This window comes from Noviherbaspirillum sp., from assembly GCF_035254865.1.
GTDB lineage: Bacteria > Pseudomonadota > Gammaproteobacteria > Burkholderiales > Burkholderiaceae_D > Noviherbaspirillum.
In genome coordinates this window covers 12,030-38,393 of record NZ_DATFAF010000035.1, presented here as the reverse complement: position 1 = coordinate 38,393, position 26,364 = coordinate 12,030, and the positions used below count along the sequence as shown (strand labels likewise).

22 protein-coding genes are annotated in these 26,364 nt (G+C 60.9%); 15 read left to right on the top strand and 7 right to left on the bottom strand.

The genetic code is table 11. From position 1 onward, the window contains the following. Positions 1-1,972, top strand: a 1,972-nt coding sequence (locus VJ651_RS09655) for an ATP-binding protein (RefSeq protein WP_324107253.1), incomplete at its 5' end; no start/stop codon positions are given. Between the two features lie 10 nt (positions 1,973-1,982). Continuing rightward, on the top strand, positions 1,983-2,447 hold the full coding sequence (locus VJ651_RS09650; RefSeq protein ID WP_324107252.1) for a hypothetical protein: 465 nt from the start codon (positions 1,983-1,985) through the stop codon (positions 2,445-2,447). Here VJ651_RS09650 and guaD read toward each other — a convergent pair. Both guaD and VJ651_RS09640 read right to left on the bottom strand, forming a co-directional pair. Continuing rightward, complete coding sequence (gene guaD, locus VJ651_RS09645; protein ID WP_324107251.1) at positions 2,429-3,769, bottom strand: guanine deaminase; 1,341 nt, start codon at positions 3,767-3,769, stop codon at positions 2,429-2,431. The genes VJ651_RS09650 and guaD overlap by 19 nt on opposite strands. A 32-nt stretch (positions 3,770-3,801) precedes the next feature. After that, entirely contained in the window at positions 3,802-5,103 is a 1,302-nt protein-coding gene (locus tag VJ651_RS09640) for an NCS2 family permease (RefSeq protein WP_324107250.1), read from the bottom strand. 283 nt (positions 5,104-5,386) lie between these two features. On the opposite strand from VJ651_RS09640, the gene VJ651_RS09635 reads away from it, so the two are divergent. Further along, on the top strand, positions 5,387-5,806 hold the full coding sequence (locus tag VJ651_RS09635; protein ID WP_324107249.1) for a hypothetical protein: 420 nt from the start codon (positions 5,387-5,389) through the stop codon (positions 5,804-5,806). Between the two features lie 42 nt (positions 5,807-5,848). On the opposite strand, the gene VJ651_RS09630 is transcribed toward VJ651_RS09635, so the two are convergent. Beyond that, positions 5,849-6,859 carry an integron integrase gene (locus VJ651_RS09630; RefSeq protein WP_324107248.1) on the bottom strand — a complete coding sequence of 337 codons (1,011 nt, stop codon included), beginning with the start codon at positions 6,857-6,859 and terminating at the stop codon, positions 5,849-5,851. Between the two features lie 657 nt (positions 6,860-7,516). On the opposite strand from VJ651_RS09630, the gene VJ651_RS09625 reads away from it, so the two are divergent. Together VJ651_RS09625 and VJ651_RS09620 are read left to right on the top strand one after the other, a co-directional pair. Next, on the top strand, positions 7,517-7,936 hold the full coding sequence (locus VJ651_RS09625; protein WP_324107247.1) for a hypothetical protein: 420 nt from the start codon (positions 7,517-7,519) through the stop codon (positions 7,934-7,936). A gap of 97 nt (positions 7,937-8,033) precedes the next feature. Further along, positions 8,034-8,717, top strand: a complete 684-nt coding sequence (locus tag VJ651_RS09620) for a trypsin-like peptidase domain-containing protein (RefSeq protein WP_324107246.1) — start codon at positions 8,034-8,036, stop codon at positions 8,715-8,717. A 286-nt stretch (positions 8,718-9,003) separates the two neighbouring features. Here VJ651_RS09620 and VJ651_RS09615 read toward each other — a convergent pair whose 3' ends face one another. Together VJ651_RS09615 and VJ651_RS09610 are read right to left on the bottom strand one after the other, a co-directional pair. Continuing rightward, a complete protein-coding gene (locus tag VJ651_RS09615) occupies positions 9,004-9,939 on the bottom strand; it encodes an IS110 family transposase (RefSeq protein ID WP_324107254.1) in 936 nt (311 codons plus the stop codon). Further along, positions 9,896-10,087: a hypothetical protein gene (locus tag VJ651_RS09610; RefSeq protein WP_324107245.1), complete on the bottom strand. Its 192-nt coding sequence runs from the start codon at positions 10,085-10,087 to the stop codon at positions 9,896-9,898. Before VJ651_RS09610 ends, VJ651_RS09615 begins: the two co-directional genes overlap by 44 nt. Before the next feature lie 190 nt (positions 10,088-10,277). Here VJ651_RS09610 and VJ651_RS09605 point away from each other — a divergent pair, with 190 nt between their 5' ends. The 6 genes from VJ651_RS09605 to VJ651_RS09580 all read left to right on the top strand — a co-directional run bounded on the left by VJ651_RS09605 (position 10,278) and on the right by VJ651_RS09580 (position 15,483). Next, on the top strand, positions 10,278-10,952 hold the full coding sequence (locus VJ651_RS09605) for a glutathione S-transferase family protein (protein WP_324107244.1): 675 nt from the start codon (positions 10,278-10,280) through the stop codon (positions 10,950-10,952). A 127-nt stretch (positions 10,953-11,079) separates the two neighbouring features. After that, on the top strand, positions 11,080-11,526 hold the full coding sequence (locus VJ651_RS09600; RefSeq protein ID WP_324107243.1) for an SRPBCC family protein: 447 nt from the start codon (positions 11,080-11,082) through the stop codon (positions 11,524-11,526). 198 nt (positions 11,527-11,724) lie between these two features. Continuing rightward, positions 11,725-13,197: a dienelactone hydrolase gene (locus VJ651_RS09595; protein WP_324107242.1), complete on the top strand. Its 1,473-nt coding sequence runs from the start codon at positions 11,725-11,727 to the stop codon at positions 13,195-13,197. Positions 13,198-13,223: 26 nt separating this feature from the next. Then, on the top strand, positions 13,224-13,712 hold the full coding sequence (locus VJ651_RS09590) for a VOC family protein (protein WP_324107241.1): 489 nt from the start codon (positions 13,224-13,226) through the stop codon (positions 13,710-13,712). A 77-nt stretch (positions 13,713-13,789) separates the two neighbouring features. Further along, positions 13,790-14,869: a tellurite resistance/C4-dicarboxylate transporter family protein gene (locus VJ651_RS09585; protein WP_324107240.1), complete on the top strand. Its 1,080-nt coding sequence runs from the start codon at positions 13,790-13,792 to the stop codon at positions 14,867-14,869. Between the two features lie 14 nt (positions 14,870-14,883). Continuing rightward, positions 14,884-15,483: a class I SAM-dependent methyltransferase gene (locus VJ651_RS09580; protein ID WP_324107239.1), complete on the top strand. Its 600-nt coding sequence runs from the start codon at positions 14,884-14,886 to the stop codon at positions 15,481-15,483. A gap of 6 nt (positions 15,484-15,489) precedes the next feature. Here VJ651_RS09580 and VJ651_RS09575 read toward each other — a convergent pair whose 3' ends face one another. Beyond that, positions 15,490-18,816: a hybrid sensor histidine kinase/response regulator gene (locus VJ651_RS09575; protein WP_324107238.1), complete on the bottom strand. Its 3,327-nt coding sequence runs from the start codon at positions 18,814-18,816 to the stop codon at positions 15,490-15,492. Between the two features lie 230 nt (positions 18,817-19,046). Here VJ651_RS09575 and VJ651_RS09570 point away from each other — a divergent pair, with 230 nt between their 5' ends. From VJ651_RS09570 to VJ651_RS09555, 4 genes are all read left to right on the top strand, one after another. Then, complete coding sequence (locus VJ651_RS09570) at positions 19,047-20,816, top strand: GMC family oxidoreductase (RefSeq protein WP_324107237.1); 1,770 nt, start codon at positions 19,047-19,049, stop codon at positions 20,814-20,816. Positions 20,817-20,953: 137 nt separating this feature from the next. Next, entirely contained in the window at positions 20,954-22,699 is a 1,746-nt protein-coding gene (locus VJ651_RS09565) for an alpha/beta fold hydrolase (protein WP_324107236.1), read from the top strand. Between the two features lie 18 nt (positions 22,700-22,717). Then, the gene (locus tag VJ651_RS09560) at positions 22,718-24,253 is read left to right on the top strand and encodes a hypothetical protein (RefSeq protein WP_324107235.1); all 1,536 of its coding nucleotides are present in this window, start codon (positions 22,718-22,720) and stop codon (positions 24,251-24,253) included. A gap of 235 nt (positions 24,254-24,488) precedes the next feature. Beyond that, positions 24,489-25,769 (top strand): EAL and HDOD domain-containing protein, encoded by a 1,281-nt coding sequence (locus VJ651_RS09555; protein WP_324107234.1) that lies wholly within the window; start codon positions 24,489-24,491, stop codon positions 25,767-25,769. 30 nt (positions 25,770-25,799) lie between these two features. On the opposite strand, the gene VJ651_RS09550 is transcribed toward VJ651_RS09555, so the two are convergent. After that, positions 25,800-26,360: a DNA-3-methyladenine glycosylase gene (locus tag VJ651_RS09550; protein ID WP_324107233.1), complete on the bottom strand. Its 561-nt coding sequence runs from the start codon at positions 26,358-26,360 to the stop codon at positions 25,800-25,802. Between the last annotated feature and the right edge of the window lie 4 nt (positions 26,361-26,364).

Genomic DNA, 26,364 nt, shown 5'->3' with positions numbered 1-26,364 from the left:
GAGCCAGTTGCATGTGATCCTGGAGGCGCTGGCGGAGTTCCATGGCTGTGAGAGGGGACTGGTGTCCCTGTACGATTTCGAGCACGGCTTCCTGACGATCAGGGCCAGCGTCGGCTTCAGTGAGACGGAGCTGGAAAAACTGTCCCCCGGCCCGGTCAACGAGGTCGTCTGCGGCATCGCGTGCGCGCAGAGACGCAGAGTGATCATCGAAGACACCGAGACGGATCCGCGCTTCGAGGCCTATCGCGAGCTGGCGCGCAAAATAGGTTTTCGCGCAGTCCACAGCACGCCGCTGATCAGCGCCAGCGGCATCGTGATGGGTGCCATTGCGACCTACTTTCCCGTGCCGTACAAGCCGACCGCGCGCGAGATGCGCATGGCCGATATTTGTGCCGGCAAGGCATCGGTGTTTTCCGAACGTGCACGCGTGCAGGCCATCGCGCAGGCCAGCGACCAGCGCTTCCGTGTCGTGCTGGAATCCTCCGCGGTTCCCTTCAATGTGCTCACGCCGGTGCGGGATCGATTCGGCGGCATCGTCGATTTCGAATGGACCTATGTCAATCACGCTGCAGCGCGCGTTGCAGGCAAATCGGTGGAGGAGCTGGTCGGACGACGCGTCACGGAAGCCTTGCCCGGCACCTGGGATGATCCCTCGCTGTTCGCCAATTTTATTGCCGTTGCCGAAGCCGGCGAAACGCACGAATTCGAGTTCCAGGCAAACACCAATGGCGTCGAGGGCTGGTTTCATATCGTCGCATCGCCCTTGCAGGGCTCGGTCGCGGTATGGTTTGCGGATATCACCGAGCGCAAGCAGAACGAGCAGGCGCTGAAGGAAGCCGATCGACGCAAGGACGAATTCCTTGCCACGCTGGCGCATGAATTGCGCAATCCGCTGGCGCCGATCCGCCAGGCCGCGCTGATTTCCAATTCGTCCGACGCCACCGAAGCGCAGAAGCGCTGGAGCCACGACGTGATCGACCGCCAGGTGCGGCACATGTCATTGCTGCTCGACGACCTGCTCGACGTGTCGCGCATCACGCGCGGCATGCTCCACCTGCGTATGGCACGCACCGAACTGGGAGCGGTGGTCGATGCGGCGGTGGAAACCGCGCGCCCGATCATCGACGGCAGGCAGCATCGTCTCCTGATCGATTTGCCGGAGGAGCCGGTCTGGTTCGAGGCCGACCAGTTGCGGGTCGCGCAGGTGCTCGCCAACCTGCTTACCAACGCGGCTAAGTACACCGATCCCGGCGGAACGATCCGCCTGCATGCCGAACGCACGGGGGAAGAACTCAGCATCGACGTGACGGATAACGGCATCGGCATCCGGTCGGCCGCCTTGAACGAGATCTTCCGCATGTTCACCCAGGTGCGCTCGACGCAGGACAGATCGAGTGGCGGCCTCGGCATCGGGCTGGCGCTCGCGAAAGGCTTGGTCGAACTGCACGGCGGCAGCATCGCCGCCAGCAGCGCCGGTCCGGGGCAGGGCAGCCGCTTTGTCGTACGGCTGCCGCTGCGCGCGGCGGCGACGCCGGAACTCGACCATTTCGCCGTATGGCCGGCCGCGCAGGTCAAGGGGAAGCGCGTGCTGGTGGCCGACGACAACCGCGATGCGGCCGAGACCATGGCCGAGCTGCTGCGCCTGCAGGGACATGAAGCCCGGATTGCCTACGACGGCGAGAGCGCGCTGGCCAGCTACGCCGAATTCCAGCCGGACGTCGCGCTGCTGGACATCGGCATGCCCGGGCTGAACGGCAATGAAGTGGCGCAACGCATCCGCCGCATGTCCCAGGGGCGGAACGCCATGCTCATCGCGGTCACCGGCTGGGGGCAGGAAAAAGACAAAAACCTCGCCTTCGAAGCCGGTTTCGATCATCATCTCACCAAGCCGATCGACCTTGACCGCCTGCGCGACCTGTTGCACGAGCAGGACGAGGCCCAGCCGGCCGTCGTACTGCACGCCAACGGATAAAATCAACGAGATGACGAATTTTAAAACGATCCACACCGATTTCTGGATGTTGCGTCTGCCCGCCGACTGGGCACAGCGCGAGGCCAACGACGGGAAATCGATCTACCTCGAATCCGCCGACGGCACCAAGGGTGCCTACCTCACCACCTGGACGCTGGCGGAGGATGACGAACGTCCGGCCGAAGAGGTCGCCGCAGCATTCCGCGAAGCCGACCTGAAGGCACTGAGGAACATGGCCGGCTATGCATGGAAGATCGTGTCCGAAGTCAGTCGCGGCACCGGCACCGCCTGCGTGTCAATCACCGACTGCCTGGCCGCCGAAAAAAGCTATCGCGTGGTCGGCAAGATCCTGGTGGCGCCGCCGGTCGTCATCAGAGCGGCCTTTCATGACTACGGTTGCGGCGATTACGAGACATCGCTGAATTATTTCGCACCGATCGTGGATTCGCTGCAGTTTTACGTGGGGCAGGATTGAGTTTTGCTGCCTGAGTGCGGCGCATTGCGTGCGTGCACTTGCTGCCCGCCGCTATAGGTCGCCATGACTGCCCGGTCATCTCCCAGCAATGCGAAGGCAAACAGCATTTCCTCCAGACTTGCGGCGTGTTCCGTGCGCCGCGCCAGCAGCGGCGTCGCCTGCGGATCGAGCACGATGAAATCGGCTTCCGCGCCCGCCGTGAAATTGCCGATCGTGCCTTCCAGCTGCATGCACCGCGCGCCACCCAGCGTCGCCAGGTAGAACATGCGCAGCGCGGGAAGATGCGTGCCGCGCATGCGCGCCACCTTGTAAGCTTCGTTCATGGTCTGCAGCATCGAGAACGATGTGCCGCCGCCGACATCGGTTGCCAGCGAGAGCGGCATGCGCGCCGCATCGGCCAGCGCGAAGTCGAACAGGCCGCTGCCGAGGAACAGATTGGAAGTCGGGCAGACCGCCGCCGCCGCTTGCGTCTCCCGCATGCGCGCGCGGTCGTGCTCGTCCAGCCAGATGCAATGTGCAAGCATCGTGCGCGGACGCAGCAGGCCGTAATGGTCGTAGACATCGAGATAGCTGCGTGAATTCGGAAACAGCGATTTGACCCAGGCCACTTCCTCGGTATTCTCGGCGACGTGCGTCTGCACGAACACATCGGGATGGGCGCACGCCAGCTCGCCGGCCGCCTGCAGTTGCGCCTCGCTCGACGTGGCGGCAAAGCGCGGCGTGATCGCGTAGAGCTGACGCCCGCGCCGGTGCCATTTTGCGATCAGGTCTTCATTCACGCGCAGGCTGCATTGGTCCGCATCGCTCAGGAAAGCCGGGCAATGGCGATCCATCATGACCTTGCCGGCGACCATGCGCAGGCCGCGCTGTTCGCTTTCCGAGAAAAACGCGTCGACCGACGCAGGATGCACGGTGCAATACACCATCGCGGTCGTGGTGCCGCAACGCAGCAGTTCATCCAGGAAGAAGCGCGCAACCTCGCGCGCATGCGCCGCGTCATCGAAACTGCGTTCGGCCGGGAAGGTATAGGTCTCCAGCCAGGGTAGCAGACTGCGCGCGGGAGACGCGATGACATCGGTTTGCGGGTAATGGATATGCGTGTCGATGAAGCCCGGCACGATCAGCTTGCCGCGATAGTCCTGTACCGTCGTACCGGCAGGCAGGCTATCGCGCAATTGCGCATGATCGCCGACCGCCTGCACGCGCCCGTCGTTCACCAGCAGCAATCCGTCTTCATACCAGACGGAAGCATTGCGGTCGAACGCGGGGTCCGCGGTGAAATGCAGAATGCTGGCCCGGAATGCCGTGGAATCCGACGTCATGGTAGTGCTCCGTTTTCCTGGTGCAAGGTCGTCTATTCAGCGCCGAGATACACGTAACGGAAAATGAAAATCGCTGCAATGATCCACACGATCAGCGGCACTTCCTTCGCGCGGCCGGTGAAGAGTTTCAGGCCCGCGTAGGACACAAAACCGAATGCGACGCCGTTCGCGATCGAATAGGTGAACGGCATCATCAAGGCGGTGATCACCGCCGGCACGCTTTCCGTGGTGTCATCCCATTGCAGATCGGCCAGTTCGCGCAGCATCAGGCAGGACACGAAGAACAGCGCCGGCGCGGTGGCATACGCGGGAACCGCGCCGGCCAGCGGCGCGATGAACAGGCAGGCGAGGAACAATACCGCCACCGCGACGGCGGTCAGTCCGGTGCGTCCGCCCGCCTGCACCCCGGCTGCGCTTTCAATGTACGCCGTGGTGCTCGAGGTGCCGAGGAAGGAGCCGGCGACAATCGCGCTGCTGTCGGCCATCAAGGCCTTGTTCAAGCGATCCATCTTGCCTGCCTTCAGCAAACCGGCCCGGGCAGCCACACCCATCAGCGTGCCGGTCGCATCGAACAGTTCCACCAGAAAAAACACCAGCACCACGTTCAGGATGCCGATCGACAGCGCGGCGGAAATATCCAGCTTGAACAGCGTCGGCGTGAGCGAGGGCGGGGCCGATACGACGCCCGCGAATTTATTGCCGGCAAAGACGAAACTCAGAATCGTCACCACGATGATGCCGATCAGGATCGCTCCCTTCACGCGCAGGCGATCCAGCGCAACGATCAGGAAGAAGCCGATGATCGCCAGCACGGTGGTCGTCTTGTGCAAGTCGCCCAGGGTGATAAAGGTGGCCGGATGCGCGGCAACGATGCCGGCGTTCTTGAGCGAAATGATGGCCAGAAACAGCCCGATGCCGGCGGTGATGGCCGTGCGCACGGAATGCGGAATGCCGTTGACGATCATTTCGCGAATGCGCAATACGCTCACGATCAGGAACAGGATGCCGGAAATGCACACCGCACCAAGCGCTGCCTCCCAGCTATACCCCATGCCCTTCACCACGCCGTAGGCGAAATACGCGTTGAGCCCCATGCCCGGCGCCATCGCGATCGGGTAATTGGCATACAGACCCATCACCAGCGAACCGAGCGCTGCGGCAAGGCAGGTGGCAACAAACACCGCGTCCTTGGGCATGCCCGCGTCGCCGAGAATGGAAGGGTTCACGAAAATGATATAGGCCATCGTGAGAAAGGTGGTCAGCCCCGCCAGCAACTCGGTGCGCACATCCGTTCCCTGTTCCGTCAACTTGAAGAACCGATCCATCGCGCTCATTTTTTCTCCTTATCGTGGGTTGTTCGCGCTGCATATTAGACACGATTTCCGATCAGAGTGCCGCTGCCAGGATGTTTTGGCTGCCATGCTTTCCGGCACCGCCGTGCATGCGTGATCGTGCCATGTCGAAATCCCGCGACGTTGCCGCGCAACCCGCATGGACAAAGGCAGAAAAGCGTATATACTGTACATATGAACAGTATTTGGCGTGGCTCGGAGAAGCGGTGCGGTTCGAACGCATCGCCTCTCAGGACCCTGCCACCGGCGGAGAAGGAGGTACGCGATGTTCAAGACAGGCACATGGGTAGGCGCCGGCCGCTGGCCGAACCAGACCGCACACCCCGACCAGTGGCACAAGCCCATTCGCGGACAGGTCCTTGATTTCTGCGACGTGCGCGCCTGGGCCAATTCCATCTATTTTCCCGAAGACGTGCCGCACGCCGGCAATGTCATGGGCCTCGCCCTCAAGCTGCAAGCCGAAGGCAAGCTCGACGGTCTGACGCCGGTCTGCTGGGACTTCATTACGCACCGTCGCGTGCTGTGGGAAAAGACCGCGACACTGCGCCCCTATGAAGACGACATCCTCATCTGGCGCGCGGCGAGGGCATTGCGGCGCGATGAGATCGAACACCCACGTCGCCGCAAACCGCGCGATATCCGCGAGTTTTTGCCGGAGCAGCAAAGGAATCTGGTGCTGGCCTGATGGAAGTGTCCACGCTTGGGCCGCGACATGGCGATGGCCGGTTCATCTACGCGTGCCATCGAGCGGGGAAATGACGCCGCGGCCTCCTCTGTTCAATACATGGGTATAGATCTCTGTCGTGGTGACATTGGAGTGGCCGAGCAATTCCTGGACCGTGCGAATGTCGTAGCCCGATTCGAGCAGATGCGTTGCAAAACTATGGCGCAGGGTATGGGTTGATGCCGGGTTGGTAATTCCGGCGTCGGTAACTGCCCGCTTGATCGCACGCTGGATGGTTTGCTCGTACATATGATGCCGCCGTATCAGTCCGCTTCGTGGATCGCGCGATTCATGATCCGATGGGAAGACCCAGTACCAACTCCATTGAATAGCAGCGCAAGGATATTTTCGCTCCAGGGCGTCGGGCAGCATGACGCCGGCGCGCTGATGTGCGCGATCATCATTGAACAGCAGGCGAGCAGTTGCAATCTGAATTCGCAGGGGCTCGACGAGTGACAGCGGCAACATCGTCATCCTGTCCTTGCCGCCCTTGCCGTTACGCACCGTGATTTCGCGCCGCTCAAAATCCACATCCTTGACGCGCAACATCATGCATTCCATCAGACGCATGCCAGTCCCGTAAAGCAATCGAGCGATCAACGCATGCACGCCCGCCATGCGACTAAACAACGATTCCACCTCTGCAGGCGTCAACACTGTCGGACGACGCGGCGGACGTCTGGGCCACCGCAGTTGATCCATCCATGGCAGTTCCAACTGGAGCACATGCTTGTACAGGAACAGCAAGGCACAAAGCGCCTGCTTGTGTGTTGACGCCGCCACTTTTCTCTCATTCGTGAGATAGGAAAGAAACGCCTGCACCTCAGCCGCGCCCATTTCACCCGGATGGCGCAAACCATGAAACCGGATATACCAGCGAGCCCAATACACATAGGCTTCTTCGGTTCGCAGGCTGTACCGTTTATCCCGTATGCACCGTCGCAATTGATCAAGCAACCTGGGCGGCCTTGTATTTGTTTCAACGACCGGTATAAACTGGCTGACATCTTTCATGGTTATTTAGTACTGTGTTTTTATGCAGCACATCGTTGAAACAACCACGCGACAAGCATTTGCGCCGGATCGGCTGTTGAGGATAGACGGACAGCCGGTTTGGTTAGGCAGACAGGTGCTGTCCGTATAACAAAAAAGTTAGCCCTCATGTTCCGTGTGCTCGCCATCACTGCCGCAGTTGCGTTCAGCGCAGTTTCAACCGCCGCCGTCCCCGTTGACGTAGAGGCAGTGGTCGCTGGTGGGTACTGGGAGTCGGGCGGGCAACGCGGCCGTTACAGAGCGGTCGTGGTCAACGAAGGGTATGAGCACGTGCACTCTCGCTTGTTCATCGAGTGGGTTACGGAGCCGAAACCTGGTCAGCCCTCGCGTGTTGTTGCAACTTCGGAGCCCAAGCTTCCCTTCGGCGACGCGGCTTCGTTCGGTGTCACTCTTTTTTCTTCTGGCATTAGTTCGGCGCGAATCGTTGTCAGTGGAGTGCTTTCTGTCTCGCCGTTTACGAAGGTAAGCGCGGTGGTTTTGGCCAAGCAGCCAGGCGTGGCGGAGGTGAAATGAGGGCTAACAGGTTGTTCGACACGGACGCGCAGGCGCGTCCGCCGCTGCGCGGCTCCTACTGCGTGCGCGCCGGTCAACTCCGACGTTATGTTGCAAGGAGACTTGATGTCTAGTGCTGTACTTTCCTTTATCGGCCTAGTTCTTGGCGCCGTGCTTCAGTTTTTATTCTCGCGATATCTTGATAATAAAAAGCATCAGCGAGACATTAGAGCCAAGGCATATGCTGATTACTTGCAATGCGTAAGTGAGCACGCAAATTTTGGGCATCAGCGACAGTCAACGGAAGGACGTCAATTGGGGGCCAAGACAGCAGACGCGAAATGCCGAATTTCCCTGTATGGAGCCCCTCAAGTGATTGCTGCGTTCGCAAAATTTGAACGCATGGGCGCGACAATGAATACTAAAGAACAGTGCAATGCGTTTACGGACATGGTGGTTGCAATGCGCCAAGATGCACTTGGCGGTCAATTGGTTGACCACGCAGATATCGAAACTGTCTTGCTTGGAGCGGGTCGTGCAACATAACTCGTTGTTCAACCCAGACAAGCGCCCAAGAGGAAGCCGCTTCGCGGCGCATGGCGCGTGCTGGTCAACGCGGCGGTAGGCGCTAGGGGAAGGCTCCATGGTTCCGAGTAACATCCTTCAACGCACTTTCCATATCTCGCACAATGGTGCGCTTGGTACGGGCTTTACGATTGACGTAGCCGGTCGCCAGTACCTCGCAACAGCCAAGCATGTTGTTGAGGGCCTTTCGCCAGATTCTTCGATTGCTGTGCTGCGGAATGGAGCATGGCAAAACGTTGAGGTTGCGGACGTATGGCACTCACCTACTGGTGCAGACCTTTCGCTGCTGAGCCTAAAGAAGCAACTGTCACCTACCCACCCAATCCATGTTCTTGGTGATTCGTCGTCATACTTCTTGTCTCAGCAGATCTATTTTCTTGGCTTTCCATACGGCATGCACATGGAGGCCGGTCTGATTAACGACGGCTACCCTGTTCCTTTTGTTAAGACAGGCATCGTCTCTAGTTTTAGCTCCGTAAGCGGTGGGAGTCAGCTCATCTACTGTGATGGGCACAACAACCCTGGATTCTCCGGCGGTCCAATCGTCACCGTTTCCGCGAAGCAAGAGGTAACGGTAATCGCTGTTGTGTCCGCGTATCGCTTTAACGAGGACCCAGTTCTGCTCAACGGAGTCGATACCGGTCTAACCTACCGGGCCAATACAGGCCTGGTCATAGGCTACGGCGCAAAGGAACTCTTGGTACAGGCAACGGACGCAAATAGTGGCGCTGTCATCGCATAGCGCCTAACAATTCATATATGGACTCCCCCCAAAGTACAAGAAACTGACCGATTGGGATGGCATGAGGGAGAAGCCTGCAGTCGTATATCCGGCATCTGGGATGGGCTCGTTGGTGGCCCGTGCCGACATGGAATCTGCGTCACCGTTGCGCCAATCGTTACGAGCGGCAGGCGTGAAGCTGCCGGAAGAGTTATCGGCGTCAAACGGTGTGGGGATTTCCCGGGTTGCCATGATGGGCGATCAATCTCTGTGCAAAGGCGGGTGGGGCAAAGGTCAGTCAGGTTGTTCAAGCAGGCATCGCGTACGCGGTGCGTTCCATCTTTTTCTTCATTCGTGTGACCATGCCGGTATAAGGCTCGGCATCGCGCAGCGTCGCATAGCAAATACGCGCCAGCTTGTTGGCCAATGCGCAGCCAGCCTTGTTATGGTTACTCCGCGCTTGCACGGTCAGTGCCCATTGTCGCAATCCATCAAGTTGTCGACCGGCAGTTTGAGCGACGCTGGCCGCGCGCAAAACCGAGCGCGCGCCATGGGTAAGCAGCATGCACAGGTAGCGGTCGCCACGCTTGGAAATGCGACCCAGGTAGCGCGTACTGCCGGACGAGTATTCCTTCGGTGTCAGGCCGAACCAGCTGGCGAAATGGCGAGCATCGCGGAAGTGCTGCACATTGCCGCTAGTGGCTGCAACCATTGCAGTAGCGTTGAGCAAGCCAATGCCGGAAATCGACAGCAGCGTCGTGCATGCAGGCGACTGCTTGGCCAGTTCGGTCAGTTCTCGCTCAAGCTGGGCGATGCGCGCTTCCAGCAGACGAATCTCCTCGACCAGCAGCTTCATGGTGCCGCGAATCAGGTTCGGCACCGCCGAATGCGGATCGGCCAGCACGCGGCTGATCTGTTCCAGGCCGTTGCGGCTGCCAGCCGCAATGGAAATGCCGAACTCCCGGCAGAAGCCACGCAAGGCGTTGATACGCGAGGTGCGGGTGCCCATCCACAGCGAACGGGTTCGATGCAGCCCTTGCAGAGCCTGCTGTTCAATCGACTTGACCTTGACCGGTGCAATATCGGCGCAGCGGGCGGCTTCCAGGAGTGCGCAGGCATCGGCGGCATCGGTCTTGTTGCGCTTGACATAGGCGCGGATATAGGCAGCCGGCAGCAGCTTGACGGCAATGCCCAAGCTGTTAAGCCAGCGAGCCCAGTGATGCGCCGAGCCACAAGCTTCCACGATGACCAGCGACACGTTGCGGTTGATAAACCAGCTCGAATTGGCTACGGGTAAGACGATGATGTTCGGTAACGCGCCAGGCGGCATCGGCCACAGCAAGCTGGAAAACGGATTTGGCCAGGTCAACGGCCACGATAGTAGTATTCATGATGGACTCCTTTTGTTGACTGATCCCCGTCCCCACGTGAACCAGTGCGTCTACTTTGGCGCAAAAAGGCAGGGGGAGTCCATCCCATCATTGCACATGGACATCCATGCTGCACATGGCCACCAGTGAACTTTAACGTCACACTACGACAGAGCTTGGAGGCGAGCATGCAATCACCCGGAGTCTTCCAATGATTCCCACCATCACCGCCTTTGAACAGTCACCCGATCGCGGAATGGGGCTGGCGCGTGATACGCGCGTGCGCTGGGCGCTTGAAGAAGTAGGCCAGTCTTACGAGGTTCGCCTTGTTTCGTTCCGTGCGATGAAAGAACCCGCGCATCTGGCGCTTCATCCTTTCGGCCAGATTCCGACTTATGAGGAAGGCGATCTCGCCCTGTTCGAGACAGGGGCGATCGTGTTTCACATCGCAGAGCGTCATGCGGGCCTGCTACCGGACGATGCCAATGCCCGGGCGCGTGCAATTACGTGGATGTTTGCTGCGGTCAATACGGTGGAGCCGCCGATCCTTGAACTGGGAAACGCTAAGCTGCTGGAAGGCGACAGGCCTTGGAATAGGGAACGCCTGCCTTTGGTCGAGGAGCGCGTACGAAATCGGTTGAATCAACTTTCCGCTCGCCTTGGCAATGCCGACTGGCTCGATGGCACGTTCAGCGCGGGCGACTTGATGATGGTGTCGGTGCTGCTCCGACTGAAATCATCGGGTATTCTGGGCGAATACCCGAACCTCTCCGCCTATGTCGCCCGCGGCGAAGCACGGCCTGCCTACCGGCGCGCTTTCGACGCTCAGTTGGCGGTTTTCAAAAGCAAGCCGCCCGGCCGGTTGGAAGGAGCGGCTAACAATTAATTCAAGCCGGCGCCGCTTCGTGGCGCGGCTTAATCCAGACGCCACGCCACTCGGCACCCATCAACCCTTCTACGCCGCCGCGCAAGTCAAACATCTACTCAATCGCAGACTGAAAGGAGAATCGATCATGAGCACAGGAACCGTCCGCCTCCACCGTGTACTCCGGGCAAATCCCGAGCGCATCTATCGCGCATTCCTGGACGCCGACGCCATGGCCAAGTGGCTTCCGCCCTACGGGTTCACTTGCAAGGTTCATCATATGGACACCAAGGTCGGCGGCACCTACCAAATGTCGTTCACGAATTTCGGGACGGGCCAGGGGCACTCCTTTGGCGGCGAGTATCGTGAGCTGATTCCGTTTGAGACGATTCGCTATACGGACAGGTTCGACGACCCGAACCTTCCCGGAGAAATGCAGACGACGGTGAGCCTGAAGAAAGTGTCTTGCGGCACCGAGATCAGTATTGTGCAGGAAGGAATTCCTGCCGCCATTCCTGTCGAGATGTGCTATCTCGGATGGCAAGAGTCGCTCGCACAGTTGGCGAAGCTCGTCGAGCCCGAGATACCGGGCTGATGGGGCGCCGCAGGGCGCGACCTCCAACAGGATGCGCGTGACGGAGGCCGTGCTCAATTGATCCGTTCAGCGCAGGTGCGGAGAAGCTGCAGGGAAACGCGATGCACCCGTCGACCGCTTATTGCGGTATTGACCTTGGCATGGCAAGATGCGGAGGTGCTTTTTATGCAACTATGCCGGGATGCTCCATGAAATTTCATGCCGGACGGCCGCGCGCACTGGAGCATTCCGCGTATCCCCAACTTCTGCCATCAGCGAGTCTCGGATATGCGTGTCGCTCTACGAATCGCTTTGTTCTTTCAGGCGATTTTCCTGTGCATCAGCACTGCGCACGCATCCGTCGGCCTGGCTGAAATACCTGCCGAGCCAGAAGCCGGACTCGTTACCGTCTTCTATCCGTCCACCAGCGAATCGAGGCTGCGGCGTCGCGCCGGGTTTGACCTCGACGTGGCGCTCGACGGCGACCCCGCAGTCGGCAACAGGCGGCTCGTCGTGATCTCGCATGGATCTCCGGCGTCGCCCTGGGTGTATTTCGATCTTGCGCGGGTGCTGGTCGAGGCCGGCTTCGTTGTTGCGATGCCGGAGCACTTTGCCGACAACTACAAGGACGACAGCGAGCCGGGACCGCCGAGCTGGAAGCGGCGTCCGCTCGAAGTTTCGCGCGCCATCGATCACATCGGGGCGGATCCGCGTTTCCGCGCATTGCTTGATATCGAGAAGGTCGGCATGTACGGCATGTCGGCGGGCGGACATACCGCTTTGGTGCTGGCCGGGGGGCGCTGGTCGCCGGCGCGCCTGCGTCAACATTGCGACGTCCACATGCGTGACGATTTTCAGGCATGTGCGGGTCCGACGGTGAGACTGAGCGGTGGCGCATTGGACGGAATCAAGATCGGACTGGTTCGCTGGATCCTCGGCTTCAAGCTGACGGACGAAAGCTGGTACGCGCATACCGACCCCCGCATTGCCGCCATTGTCGCCGGCGTACCGTTTGCCGCCGACTTTGATCCTGCGTCTCTTGCGTCGCCTGTGGTTCCTCTTGGCATCATCACTGCGCAACAGGACAAGTGGCTCAATCCGACCTACCACAGCGGTGCCGTTCTCAAGGCTTGCGCGTCCTGCGAGCGACTCGCGGACTTGCAGACTGGCGGGCACGGCGCCTTGCTGTCCCCTTTGCCATCTGGCCTGAATGGGTCGATTGGTGCGTTGGTCGCCGATCCGCCTGGCTTTGACCGTGCGTCTGTCGTGCCGGAAATCAATCGCGAGATCGCGGCGTTTTTTCGAGGCATTTGCTTGCTGCCGGGTCTGCACAAGCACCGCGTCTCAAGAGTTCATCAACATCGAATGGGGAAAAATCAAAATGACTCATGCAATGGCATGGGCGCTCTTTGCGCTCGGCATCGGGCATATCGCCTATGGGCTCGTCGCGTTCAAGGCGCCCGAGTCGCGACGCACGGCATTCTGGTTCCTGATCTTCGGTCCCTTGCTCATGCTTGCGGGTCACGCAGCCCTGCATGCTGTTGCAATCGGCGACCTGTCCTGCTCGGGATCGTCGGCACCTATGCCTTTGTGACATCCCTGATCGGCGTCGCGGCATTTCCAAAATCTCCCTTCATTGCATCGCTGCTGGTTTCGGCGCTGCTCAACGGGGCGGTGTATGGGCTTGTCTAACGAAGGATGTCAACGCATCAGAACAGGTGGAAAACACCATCCGACCCACGCTTGCAAGCCTCATCCAATCTATGCCAGACATCATCGGAATTGACCACATCTACATCACTGTGTCGGACATGCAGTGCTCGGAGGAATTTTACGATCGTGCGATGAAGGTGCTTGGTTTCCGCAAGAACACCTTCGCCATCGGCGGCGATCCGCATGCCCAGTACTTCAACCGGCAGTTCGGTCTTGTGATACGCCCGGCGAGGTCGGGGAACCCACACGATGCGTATTCGCCGGGGCTGCATCATCTCTGCCTGCGCGTCGAGTCGCCGGAGGATGTCAGGACGGCCGCGCGGGAATTGCGTGCCGCGGGAATCGATGCCAGTGAAGCCGCGCCCTATCCGGAATATGCGCCGGACTACTGGGCGACATTTTTCCGTGATCCGGATGGCATCCGGCTGGAGATCACCAACTATCGGCAGGAACGGCGCGAGCGCCACGACCATTGGGACAGGCTCCAATCTTGATTCCACGGCCATGTCGCCATGCAGCATCGCCGATGCACCTGATGTCCGGCATGAGGGGGTAGAATGGGGACGCGCCCATGATGAATAACGACAAAACACAGAAACCGGAAATCCTCGCCGATGTAGCCGGCCTGTCGCCGGCGTATTTCGGCATGGCGATGGCAACAGGCATCGTGTCGCTGGCGTCCTATCGCGTCGGCATGCACGGCATGGCCATGGCCTTGTTCCGGCTGAACATCCTTGTCTATGCCGTGCTGTGGCTCCTGACGATACTGCGCGCCGTGCGCCATTCGCGTCGCTTCTTCGGCGACATGATCGATCATCTGCGCGGCCCCGGGTTCTTTACGACGGTCGCCGCGACCAGCATTCTCGGCAGCCAGTTCGCGGTGATCGGGGCAGATTACCGTGTCAGCACCGTGCTTTGGGGCGCGGCGATCACGCTCTGGGTCGGGCTCACGTACACGATATTCGCGGGTTTCACCATCAAGCAGAACAAGCCTAGCCTGGAGAAGGGTATCAGCGGCGCCTGGCTGCTGGCAGTGGTGGCATCGCAATCCATCGCCGTGCTCGGTGCGCTGCTTGCGGCGCACGCCGATCAGCCCTATCGCCTCGAAATCAATTTTCTGGCCTTGTCGATGTGGCTGTGGGGCGGCATGCTGTACATCTGGATGATGTCGCTCATCTTCTACCGTTACACCATGTTCCCTTTTTCTCCCGGCGACCTGGCTCCGCCGTACTGGATCAACATGGGCGCGATGGCGATTTCGACGCTGGCGGGATCGCTGCTCATCATCAATGCGCCGGATGCGCCTTTTCTGCTTTCGCTGCTTCCTTTCATCAAGGGCTTCACGGTTTTTTACTGGGCAACCGGGACCTGGTGGATTCCCATGCTGGTGGTGCTTGGCCTGTGGCGTTATGTCTTCCGTCGCTTTCCGCTGAAATACGATCCGTTGTACTGGGGTGCGATTTTTCCGCTGGGGATGTATTCCGCCAGCACCAGGGAGATGATCGAGGCGATGGGATTCGGATTCCTGCAATTCCTGCCGCGCGTCTTTCTCTATGTTGCGCTGCTTGCGTGGGCGTTGGCCTTCGTCGGGCTGGCGCTCGAGCTGCTGCGCCGCGCCGGCGTTCTCGCCAAAGCGGAAGGCAACAACTGACAATACGCCGACCGATGAAGGAAACCGATCGCTGGCTGGACCGATGGCTGCCGCTCGTCAAGGAAATGACATCGACCGTGCTGGAACTCGGCTGCAATGCCGGGCGCGACACTGCACGGCTGGCCGAAGCGGGTCTGCACGTGGTCGGGACCGACATCTCGGCCGAGGCGCTGCGGGAGTGTGCTCGTGTCGTGCCCGCTACGTCCGCTCCGGTGCTGGTGCGGCATGACCTGCGCGAGCCGTTTCCATTTGCCGATGGCAGCTTCGACGTCATTGTCGCCAGTCTTTGCCTGCATTACTTCGGATGGGACGATACCTGCAGGATCGCGGGCGAGATCCTGCGCTGCCTCTCGCCCGGCGGCTTGCTGCTTTGCCGACTCAACTCCACTAGGGACGTGCACTACGGTGCGACCGGTTTCCAGGCGCTGGAGCCGAACTACTATCAGGTCGACGGCCGCTACAGCGACCGCAAGCGGTTTTTCGACCGCGCCGCCATTGATGCACTGTTCGGCGCGGAATGGACGCGCGTGGCGGTGGAAGAAATGACCATCGACCGCTATGAAAAACCGAAGTGCGTGTGGGAAGTCGTGCTGCGCAAGGCGGCGAGAAGCTGATTCCCTTCAGGCGGCCAGCGCCGCTTTTCGTTGCGCCAGACCTTCTTCCACCAGGCACAGCGACTGTACGCACAGCGCGCGGAAAGCGTCGAGCTGCGCAGCTTCCGCCGTGCTACCGCCCAGCACGTGTTCCAGCTCCGCCGCAAGCTGCGTCAGCGCGGTTGCGCCGATGTTGGCCGCCATGCCGCGAATGCTGTGCACCACTGACTTGATCCCCGCATGATTGCCTGCGTCGACCGCTGCATTGAACTGGTCGATCGCCGCCCCCAGGCTGGGTACCAGCATGGCCAGCACCCGGTGGTACAGGTCGATGTCGCCGGCCAGCCGATCCAGCGTGTCGGCCGTGTTGAAGCCGGGGATGTCGATCGGGGTATCGGCAAGGCCGTCGGCTTTTGCGGGTGCGGCATCGTCGGGTGCCGGCGAGGTCGCCGTCGGCTTGCTCTCGGTGAGCCAGCGGGTGAGGGTGCGGTAGAAATGGTCGGGATTGATCGGCTTGGTAATGTGATCCTGCATGCCGCTTTTCAGGCAGGCGCTCTTCTCGTCATCGGTGGCGTGTGCAGTCATCGCGACAATCGGCAGTGAGGCGAAGCGCTGATCGATGCGGATGCGGCGCGTGGCGGCATGGCCGCCCATCTCGGGCATCTGAATATCCATCAGCACCAGATCGTAGGTATCGGGCTCCGCCGCGAACAGCATTTCGAGCGCGATCTTGCCATTGCCTGCAATATCGACCTGCAAGCCGGCCGCCATCAGCATTTCGCGCGCGATCTGCTGGTTGATGTCGTTGTCCTCCACCACCAGCACGCGGCAGCCGTCGAAGCGCGGCAGGATGCGCTTCAATCGGGCGTTGCAGCATTCCACGCCGCCGGCCGCGAACACCTGCACGAAGGTATCGTGCAGCAGGGATTGATCGATAGGTTTGAACAGCACGGCGTCAATCGGTGCGCGCTCGGCCTGGCGCAAGACGTCCTCGCGGCCGAACGCGGTCACCAGGATGACCTTGGGCGGATGCCGCAGGCCGGCCTTGCTGATCGCGCTCGCCAGTTCCATGCCGTTCATGTCGGGCATGCCGAGGTCGGTCAGCACCAGGTCGTACGGCGCGCGTTCGTCGGCGGCGCGGATGGCGGCCAGGGCATCGGCCGCGCTCTTGCTCGCATCCGATTGCAGGCCGATGCCGTCAATCAGCGCGGTCAGGATCTCGCGCGCCGAGCGGTTGTCGTCCACCACCAGCACGCGGCAGCCCAGCAGGCGCTCCGGCAGGTCCGGCGATGCGGTTGCGGTCAGGGCGCCGAGGCCGAGACGGACGGTAAAACCGAATGTCGATCCGATGCCGGGTTCGCTGCGCAGATCCATGCTGCCGCCCATCATTTCGACCAGGCGCTTGCTGATCGCCAGCCCCAGTCCGGTGCCGCCGTACTTGCGGGTGGTCGAGTCGTCGGCCTGGCTGAATGCACTGAACAGGCGCGCGCTTTGATCCGGCGTGATGCCGATGCCGGTGTCCTCCACCTCGAAGCGCAATTCGACGCCGCCGGCATGACTGGACACAAGGCGGCAGCGCAATTGCACCTGCCCGCGCGAGGTGAACTTGATGGCGTTGCTCATCAGGTTGATCAGCACCTGGCCCAGGCGCAACGGGTCGCCGAACAGGTTGGGCGGCACATCTTCCGCCACATCGAACACGTACTTCAGGCCTTTCTCGAGTGCGACCTGGCGCGTGACGTTGCTGACGCTGGCCAGCACCTGGTGCAGCGGGAAGTCGGCCTTCTCGATGCTGAGCTTGCCGGCCTCGATCTTCGAGAAGTCGAGGATGTCGTTGATGATGCCCAGCAGCGACACGGCCGAGTGATGAATTTTTTCGACGTAGTCGCGCTGCTTGCCGGTCAGATCGGTGCGCAGGGCGAGATAGGCCATGCCGATGATCGCGTTCATCGGCGTGCGGATCTCGTGGCTCATGTTGGCAAGAAAGGCCGACTTCATGTGCGAGGCTTCTTCCGCGACTTCCTTGGCCGCGCTCAGTGCGCGTTCATGTTCGCGCAGCTCCTGGTTGGTGCGCGACAGCTCGGCGGTGCGTTCGGCGACACGGTGCTCGAGCACGCGTTCGCTGCGCTTCAGGCTGTCGACCAGCTCCTGCTGCGCGACTTCCTTGTCGCGCCGGATCTGATTGAAGCGGTCCGCCAGCGCCAGCGACAGCAGCAGCATTTCCAGCGCCGAGCCGATCTGCATGCCGTATACCGCGAGGAAGTTGGGCAGCCCCTTGATGCCAAGACTGCGCGACGCGGTCAGTACCGCGGCGAATACCAGGAAGCTGAACGCCAGCAGGAAGAAGCGCGCGCTGCGCTGACCGCGTGCCAGACAGGTAATGCCGACCACCAGCGCCAGCAGCATGTTGGCCGCATCGATGATGATCCCGATCCGGATGATCTGGTCATGCGGAAGGAATACGAAGGCCAGCATCTGCACCACGTTCAGTGCAAGGAAGCCGCGGATGACGCGGTCCAGCATCGGCACGGTCGTGACCGTCGCCAGCAGGCTGCGCTGGAACAAAAGCAGGGTGAAGCCGGTGCTCGCGAAGCCGATCATGCCCGAAATGATGGCCCAGTGGGGGTACTCCGGCCAAACGAACTGATAGCCGAGACCGCTGTAGGCGCCGATGGAAAGCGCGTTGGCGGCGACGAACAGCACGTAGTAAAGGTAAGTGCGGTCGCGCAGCGAGGAAAACAACAGGAAGTTGTACAGACCGAGCGCCAGCAGCATGCCGAAATACAGCGCCTGACCGATGTATTCGCGCAGACTCTGGTGCGCGAAATCCTGCGGCTCCCACAGCTTGGCGGGAATATCGAGCGAGGTGCCGGATGCGACACGCAGGTAGTAGGTCGTCTCGCTGTTGGGCGGAAGGTGCAGCGGGAACACGAAGTTGCGATGATTGATCGGCCGCTGCGCGAAAGGCCGAGCGTGTCCGGTGGCAATGTGGATAAACCCGCTTTCGCCGGGCATGTAGAGATCGACTTCATGCAGAAAGAGGAAGGGTACTTCGAGCAAGCGTTCGATCTGCCGGCCGCTGTTGTTGGCCAGCGTGATGCGCAACCAGATGGCCGAGTGTCGCAGGCCGTAGTTGATGGAATCGGTGTGCAGCGTCGATTGGGCAAAGCGGCTTGCGACATCGGGCGTCACAACATCGCCGATATCGAGTGCGCGCTCCTTGTCTTCCAGGATCCACCAGTACGGCGTCAGGTTGATCGGCGCAGACGTGGGCTTGTCGTCGACCCGCAAATCCGCCGCATGCAGGATGCCCGCCAGGCTCAACAGCCACAGCGCAATCAGACAGCGAAGCAAACGATGAATATCCGGCATCCAAACCACCCAGAAATGTGAGATTGCAAAGTAGATCTATCGTAGCAGCATCCCTTCATGCCGCGCTGCTCCGATAACACAATAGTGATGGTAATGCTCGAAAAGTTACCATTTCTTACGGGAAATAAAATATCATCGCTTTCTATAACAAAAACAAGCGGCCCCGGCGTCCAACGCAAAAATCGGGGACCACCACAATCGGGGAGCGATTGATGAGTGCAGATCGGGATTACGAAGCGGTCGTGGTCGGTAGCGGCTTCGGCGGCGCGGTGATGTCCGCACGCCTGTCCAGGCGCTGGCCGGGCAGGGTATTGCTGCTGGAGCGGGGCAAGCAGTATCCGCTGGGCGGCTATCCGCGCAGCTCGCACGACATGGCGGACAACTTCTGGTGCCCGCAATGGGATACGGCGCGACGCCCGCATGCGGTGCGCAAGCGCAAGGCGAAGCGGGGCCACTTGGACGGCATGTTCGACATCCGCCATTTCGACAAGATCGATACCGTTGCGGCCGCCGTGTATGGGGGCGGTTCGCAGGTGTATGCCAACGTGTTCCTGCGCCCGCCGGAAGCCGTGTTCGAACAAGGCTGGCCGAGCAATGTGCGCCGCAGCACGCTGATGCCGTATTACGACATTGCCCAGCAGGTGCTCGGCGCCCGGCCGGTGCCGCCGGCAAGCGGTCCCGATGACCGGCGCTATGTCAAGCGCACCGAGCAATTCCAGGCCTTCGCGCGCGAGGCGAAACTCAATTCGAGAATGGCCGATATCTGCGTCTTCTTCGGCAACGGCTACAGCTACGAAGGCAGCAAGGACGCGCTTGCGCTAGGCGTGCAGGAGCAGAATCGCTACGGTGCGCTGCAGACATCCTGCACGTATTGCGGCGAATGCGACATAGGCTGCAACGTGCAGGCGAAGAATTCGGTCGATCACAATTACCTGCACGTGGCGCGGCAGCGCTACCAGGCGCAGGTTCGCACGCTGGCCATTGTCGATCGCATCGTTCCGCTGGATGCCGCCGGCCAGGACGACCAGGCGGCCGATGGCGAGCATGGCTACCGCGTGGTGTACCGCAATGCGGCCGACGGCAGCGAGCAGAGCGTCACTGCGCAGCGCGTGGTCCTGTCGGCCGGCGCGCTCGGCAGCAGCGAATTGCTGCTGCGCTGTCGTAACGTGCATCGCAGCCTGCCGCGCATCTCGTCGCGGCTGGGGCAGCAGTTTTCCGGGAATGGCGACTTCCTCGCGTTTTCGATCGATGGCAAGAAGGAAGTCAATTCCACCTATGGTCCGGTCATTACCCAGTACATCGACCACCACCTGTTCGACAATTTCGACCGCAAGCGCGCCTTCGTCATGGAAGACGCGAGCTATCCGACGCAATTGAGCTGGGCCGTGGCCGCTCTCGGGCCGGTGATGAACCCCATCCAGAAGCTCTGGCAGGCGGGCAAGCAACTGCTGTTGTATGTCTTCGACCGCGCTTATCCGGGCCGCAAGAACAGCAGCGTCGGTTACCTGATGCAGAAACTGCTCGCGCATGACCTGTCGCAGTACAGCGCGGTGCTGCTGTGCATGGGACTGGACAATGCGCGCGGTGTGCTGCGCCTGAACGGCGACGGCTTCCTCGATGTCGAGTGGCCGCAGGAGAGCAATCGCACGCTGTACGACGCCATCCTCGATCTCGGCCGGCGCTTCACCCGCTTCATCGGCGCCAGCACCTACCTGCCGATGCCGACCTGGCTGTGGCCGGTGAAAAACAATGTGACCGTGCATCCGCTCGGCGGCTGTGCTCTGGCCGATACGCCGGAGCAGGGCGTGGTCAGCGCGCGCGACGGCAGCCGCGGACAGGTGTTCGGCTATCGCGGCCTGTATGTGGCTGACGGATCGCTGATGCCGACGGCACTGGGCGCCAATCCGGTGGCCACCATCACGGCGCTGTCGGAATGGATCGCGCACGAGATGACCGGCATCGCGCCGGATGCGGAGCTTTGAAGGGCGATTGTCCACGGAAGGCACGGAAGGCACGGAAATGTTCGATGAAATTCTGAACACGAGAGTTTTCCGTGTTTTCCGTGCCTTCCGTGGACACCCGGTTTTTTTGACGACGTATTGAGCAGGGAGCAGGCGCCATGTCGAACGACTTGCATGGAGTAAGGATCGAATTCGCCGAGGTAATGACAGGCTATGTCAGCGCGGAGGCGACGATTTTCACCGATGGCTACGAGGATGGTGAAAAGGCGGGCCACAAGCTGGCCTTGCATGTGACGGTCAGGATCGCCGATCTCGATGCCTTCCTCCACACGCCGGATCACGCCGGCACGCTCACTGGCCATGTCGATTGCGCACTGCTCGGCGGCATCTGCCCGGTGCAGTCCGGCACTTTCCGCCTGATGCCTAATACGGCCGACCGCGACCGCAAGGTGATGTATTACCAGGTGTATTGCACCACGCCGCAAGGCGAGGCGGTCACCTTCGTGGGCGAGAAACAGGTGCAGCACAATGCGCCGCTCGACATGTGGCACGACACCACGACCCTGTTCGTGAACGTGTTCCGCGGTCATGTCGATCCGGCCAAGCCGGCATTGGCGGACCTGTGGGTGACCGGCATCATCAGCCTCGGCCTGGGTGACTTCATGCAGGTGCTGCGCGGCTTGCGCGCGACCGATGCGAAGGGCAACACCAGCCTCAAGGGCCTGATTGCGTTCGGCGAATTCTTTGCCGGCAAGCTGTGGGATGTGTACGGCCCGCACCTGCCGCCCGCGCTCAATCAGCCGCACCGCCGCTATGCGAAGTTCACCACCGAAGGCGTCACCGGCGCGGCGATCAGCATGCACCCATTTTCCACCGCCGACGGGCTGGGCTTGACGCTCACGCGCTTCCGGCGCGCCAGCAGCGACGACGTGGTGCTGGTCATCCATGGATTGACCAATTCCACCGACATGTTCATCATGCCGGAACATCGCAACCTGGTGCAGCATCTGCTGGACGAGGGTTTCGGCGACGTGTGGACGCTCGACTGGCGCGGCAGCAATCGTTTTCCGTACAACCTGGTGCGCTCGAGCTACAACTTCGACGACGTGGCACTGTTCGACCACCCGGCCGCGATTTCCGAATTGCGCCGTCATATCGGGCCGAACAGGCGCTTGCATGTGATCGCGCATTGCGTCGGATCGATCACGATTGCGATGGCGGTCTTTGCGCGCACGGTGCAGGGCATTACCAGCATGGTGCTCAACAGCGTGTCGCTCACGCCGCATGTGCCGGCCTGGTCGGAAATCAAGCTGCGCTTCGGGCCGTGGGTATCGGATTATCTGCTCGGCGTCGAATATTTCAATCCGAGCTGGCGTCGCCAGCCTGCCTGGTCGATCGGCAAGATCATCGCCATGGCGGCCGATCTGGTGCATGGCGAATGCGACTCGCCCGAATGCCACATGCTGAGCTTCATGTGGGGCAGTGGCCGGCCGGCGGTCTTCAATCACGCCAACATCGCGCCCGAGACGCACGAGCGCCTGGGCGACCTGTTCGGGGGAACCGCAGTGCACTACTACCGTCATGTGTTCAAGATGGTCCGGAGCGGACATACGGCGGTCAAGTACGATCCGGGCAATCCGCGTTACGCGGCCTTGCCGGACGACTACCTGAAGAACGCCGCGGACATCAAGACCCCGATCTTCTTCGTGCAGGGGCAGGACAACCATGTGTTCGCCGATTCCAATATCCGCTGTCACGAACGGCTGGAAAAGCTTGTGCCGGGACGCCACAAGTTGCACGTCTTCGCCGGCTATGGGCACCAGGATGTCTTCATGGGGAAGAACGTCGCGGTCGACATCTTTCCGCACATCGTTGGCTTCCTGCGCGAGCATGCGCACGCGTGAATCGGAAAGAGCAAGTCGATGAATGAAATGAAACTGCCACCGGGCATGATTCTCTGGCCGGCCGGGACCGCGCAAAGGAACCGGCTGTGCGTCCTGATCAGCGATATCCACTGCACCGACTGCACGGTAGGCAACCAGACGGCGTCGGAGACCGACTGGCAAATGTTTTTCGAGCAGATGGAGTTCGCGGTATGCAATCCCGGCGACAAGGCGAACGCGCCCGCCGGGCAGCGCATCGAGGAACTGCTGCTGATCCTCAACGGCGATGTGGTCGATCTGATCCGCAGCAGCAAATGGGCAGAGGCCGGCGTGTATCCCTGGCACCGCGACCATCCGCGCTTCGAGGAGCTGGTCATGGCGGTCATGCGCGACATCGTCGCCATCCACGCCCGCCAGCGTCCGGACGACAGCAGGCAGCCATACTCCGGCTTTTTCTACTGGATGCGTGCCAGCATCGACAAGCTGCGCCAGCACGGGATCGTGGTCACCATCGTGCCTATCGTCGGCAACCACGACAAGGAACTGCAGGTGGTGCATGCCGCGCGCCAGATGCTCTATGAAGAATGCCTCGGCCTGACCGCACTCGATATTCCGGACAGCTATCGTGCCTGGGTGGCGATGCAGCTCGGCACCAAGGCCGAGGAACTGTATCCCAGGCTGCCCTTCTATTTTGCCGATCGCGGCTTGCGCCTGCTGGCGACGCACGGCCAGTGGCGCGACGCGAACAATTGCCGCGCCACGAAAGGCTGGCGTCCATCGCAGGGATGGCGGCCGCAGCAGTGGCGCGAGGAGCAATACCAGGCCTTCAGCGATCCCTGTTTCGGCGATACAGTGGCGACCGGCATGCTGTCACGCTTCATCTGGAGTGTGACGAGCACGCTCGACAAGGGCATGCCGGGCGCGCGCCGCATCGGCAAACTGCTCGATGAAATGGACTTGTACCGGCCATCGGTCGCGGCGGTGGTGCGCCTGCTTTCCGAATCGCGCCGCATGGCGTGTGAAGTGCCGGGCGCACAAGGACTGCATGACCAGGTGCTGCGCTGCTTCCGTGATAGCCTGCGGGCATGGATGGCGCACGACGCCACCTGGCAGAGCGCGCGCGGCATGACCAAACTCGGCTTGTATGCCCTGTCCATCCTGAGCCGCTTCAAATGGTATTGGCTGGACATGCTCCTGATGCGCCTGATGGCATGCCAGCAGGAACCGGAATCGACGATCAGCACGCGCACGCTGCTTGGCCTGCCGGCGTTCCAGCGCGTGTATCGCGATCTCGGTTTGCGCCTGCATGTCGAAGGCCATACGCACGTGGCACTGGAAGCCGACTTGCAGTTTTCGCTGCCGCGCGGGGAAGGAAAAAACTATACGTACATCAATCTTGGCGCATGGCGCGATGCCATCCTGCCCAAGCGCAACCGCGGGTATCGGCGCCGGGGCGTCGGACGCGCCTTGTTCATTTTCGACCTTGCCGGACTCGCCAAGGACAAGGATGACGATACCTATCGTTTTTACGTGCGCGACATGACAAGCTGGGGCGATCGGATGGACAACTGGTAAACGCTGCGCGGCATTGCTGGTTGCAGTGTCTTGCTGCGCTGCACAAGCATCCTCCGCCGCTCAAGTTCGCGCGCTGCGTGACGTTATCTCATACAAGACCCATGGGAAGGACACTTGTGAAGTTGCAATAAAGCAATTTCTGGCCTATCGTGAAGGTATGGAAGACAGGCAAAGGATCGGCAAGTGATGCACGCTGCCTGACATTGTCAGCCAGCAGGGAGAGGTGGGTTCCATCATGAGTATCAGCGTCACGTTCAACAGCGCGCACAGGATACCGCTCGCCTCGGCGTTTTTCATGGCCCGCCGTCCGGTGGTTGATCGCCAGCAGAACCTGGCGGCGCACGAGCTCCTGTTCTGCAATTTCTTTGCGACAGCCGCCCCTGTCGCGGCTCCGGCGGAGCAGCCCGCTTCGGCATCGGTGCTGTCGGATGTCTATGCGCATGGCTTGACCCGCGTGATCGGCGATCTGACCGGCATCCTGTATATCGACATCGACGCCTTGATGAGCGACATCTTCCAGTTCCTGCCGCCGCAGAACGTGGTGCTGGAAATCGCCACTCTGCGCAATCCGTCGCCGCAAGTGATCGCGCGCCTGACGGAGCTGGGCGCCGCCGGCTTTCGTTTTGCCCTGGTGGTCAATGATGATGACGAAGACGTGCGCAAGCTGCTGCCGATGGTGGAAAGCGTGCGCATCGACATTACCGGCCGCAGCGCGGCCGATCTGGGCCGTTTGTGCGCCGCATTCAAGGCGCAGCAGAAACGCTTGCTGGCGGAACGGGTGGAAACGATCGAGCAGTTCCGCATGTGCCTCGACCTCGGCTTCGATTTGTTCCAGGGCTACTATTTCCTGAACCCGGAAATCCTGGAGGGAAGGAAAATCTCGCCTTCGCAGCAGGCGATCACCGAGTTGATGTCCTTGATCGCATCCGACGCCGACAATGCCGACATCGAACACAGCATCAAGAGCCATGTGTCGCTCGGACTGAACCTGCTGCGGCTGGTCAATACGCCTGCCATCAGCGCGCACCGTATCGATTCTCTCCGCCAGGCGCTCATGGTGCTGGGCCGCGACCAGTTGCAGCGCTGGCTGCAAGTCATGTTGTATGCCGAACCGGGCGTGCACGGGCGCAGCATCCTGCCGCTGATGGCGCAGGCCACCACGCGCGGCCGGCTGATCGAACTGCTGGCGCAGAAACTCAGACCGGGCAATCGCAGCTTCGCCGATACCGGCTTCACGGTCGGCATCATGTCCCTGATGGACACCTTGTTTTCGATGCCGATGGAGGAAATTCTGAAACAAATCCCGGTCGTCGAAGAAGTCGGCGAGGCGCTCCTGCAGCGCCAGGGCTACTACGGCAAGTTGCTGTCGCTGGCCGAACATACCGAATGGAAGACCAAGAACGATGCGCAACTGATGCAGGCAACGCGTGAGCTCAATCTGTCGTACAACGATTTGTACATGGTCCAGCTGGCCGCGTTCGAATGGAGCGACCATGTGACGCGGTGCATGCACTAGCCCGGCGATCGCACCGGATCGGCCCTCCCGCTATTTGCGCGAGATGAAGGGATTGCCTTCGATATGGAAGCGCAAGTGCGCCTCCGCCCAATCGGCGGCATAGGCCACGCCGATGCGCGGGCTGGCCACGATGGAAAATGATTCCTTCGTCTCCGGCTCGGCAATAAAGAAATCCTCGCTCAACAAATCGTGCCCGTTCATGCGCTTGTCGATCGCCATGGCGCGGCACAGCAGGCCCGGCCCCTTGGTATTGCCATCGACGTTGGCAATCGGTTCCAGCGCGCGCAGCAGAACGGCCGCGCCATGACCTTCCTGTTCCGTGACCACGTTCATGCAATGATGCATGCCGTAGATCAGATACACATAGGCGAAGCCTGGCGGGCCATACATGATGGCGGTGCGGGGCGTGATGCCCTTGGAGGAATGCGAAGCGAGGTCGTGTGCGCCGATGTAGGCTTCGGCCTCGACGATACGCGCGTGCCGTTCCACGCCGTCGACGACATGCACCAGATGTTTCCCCAGCAGGTCTTGCGCAACCTGCGCTGTATCGCGCGCGTAGAAGCTGCGCGGCAGTTTCTTGTATCGCTTCATGCGC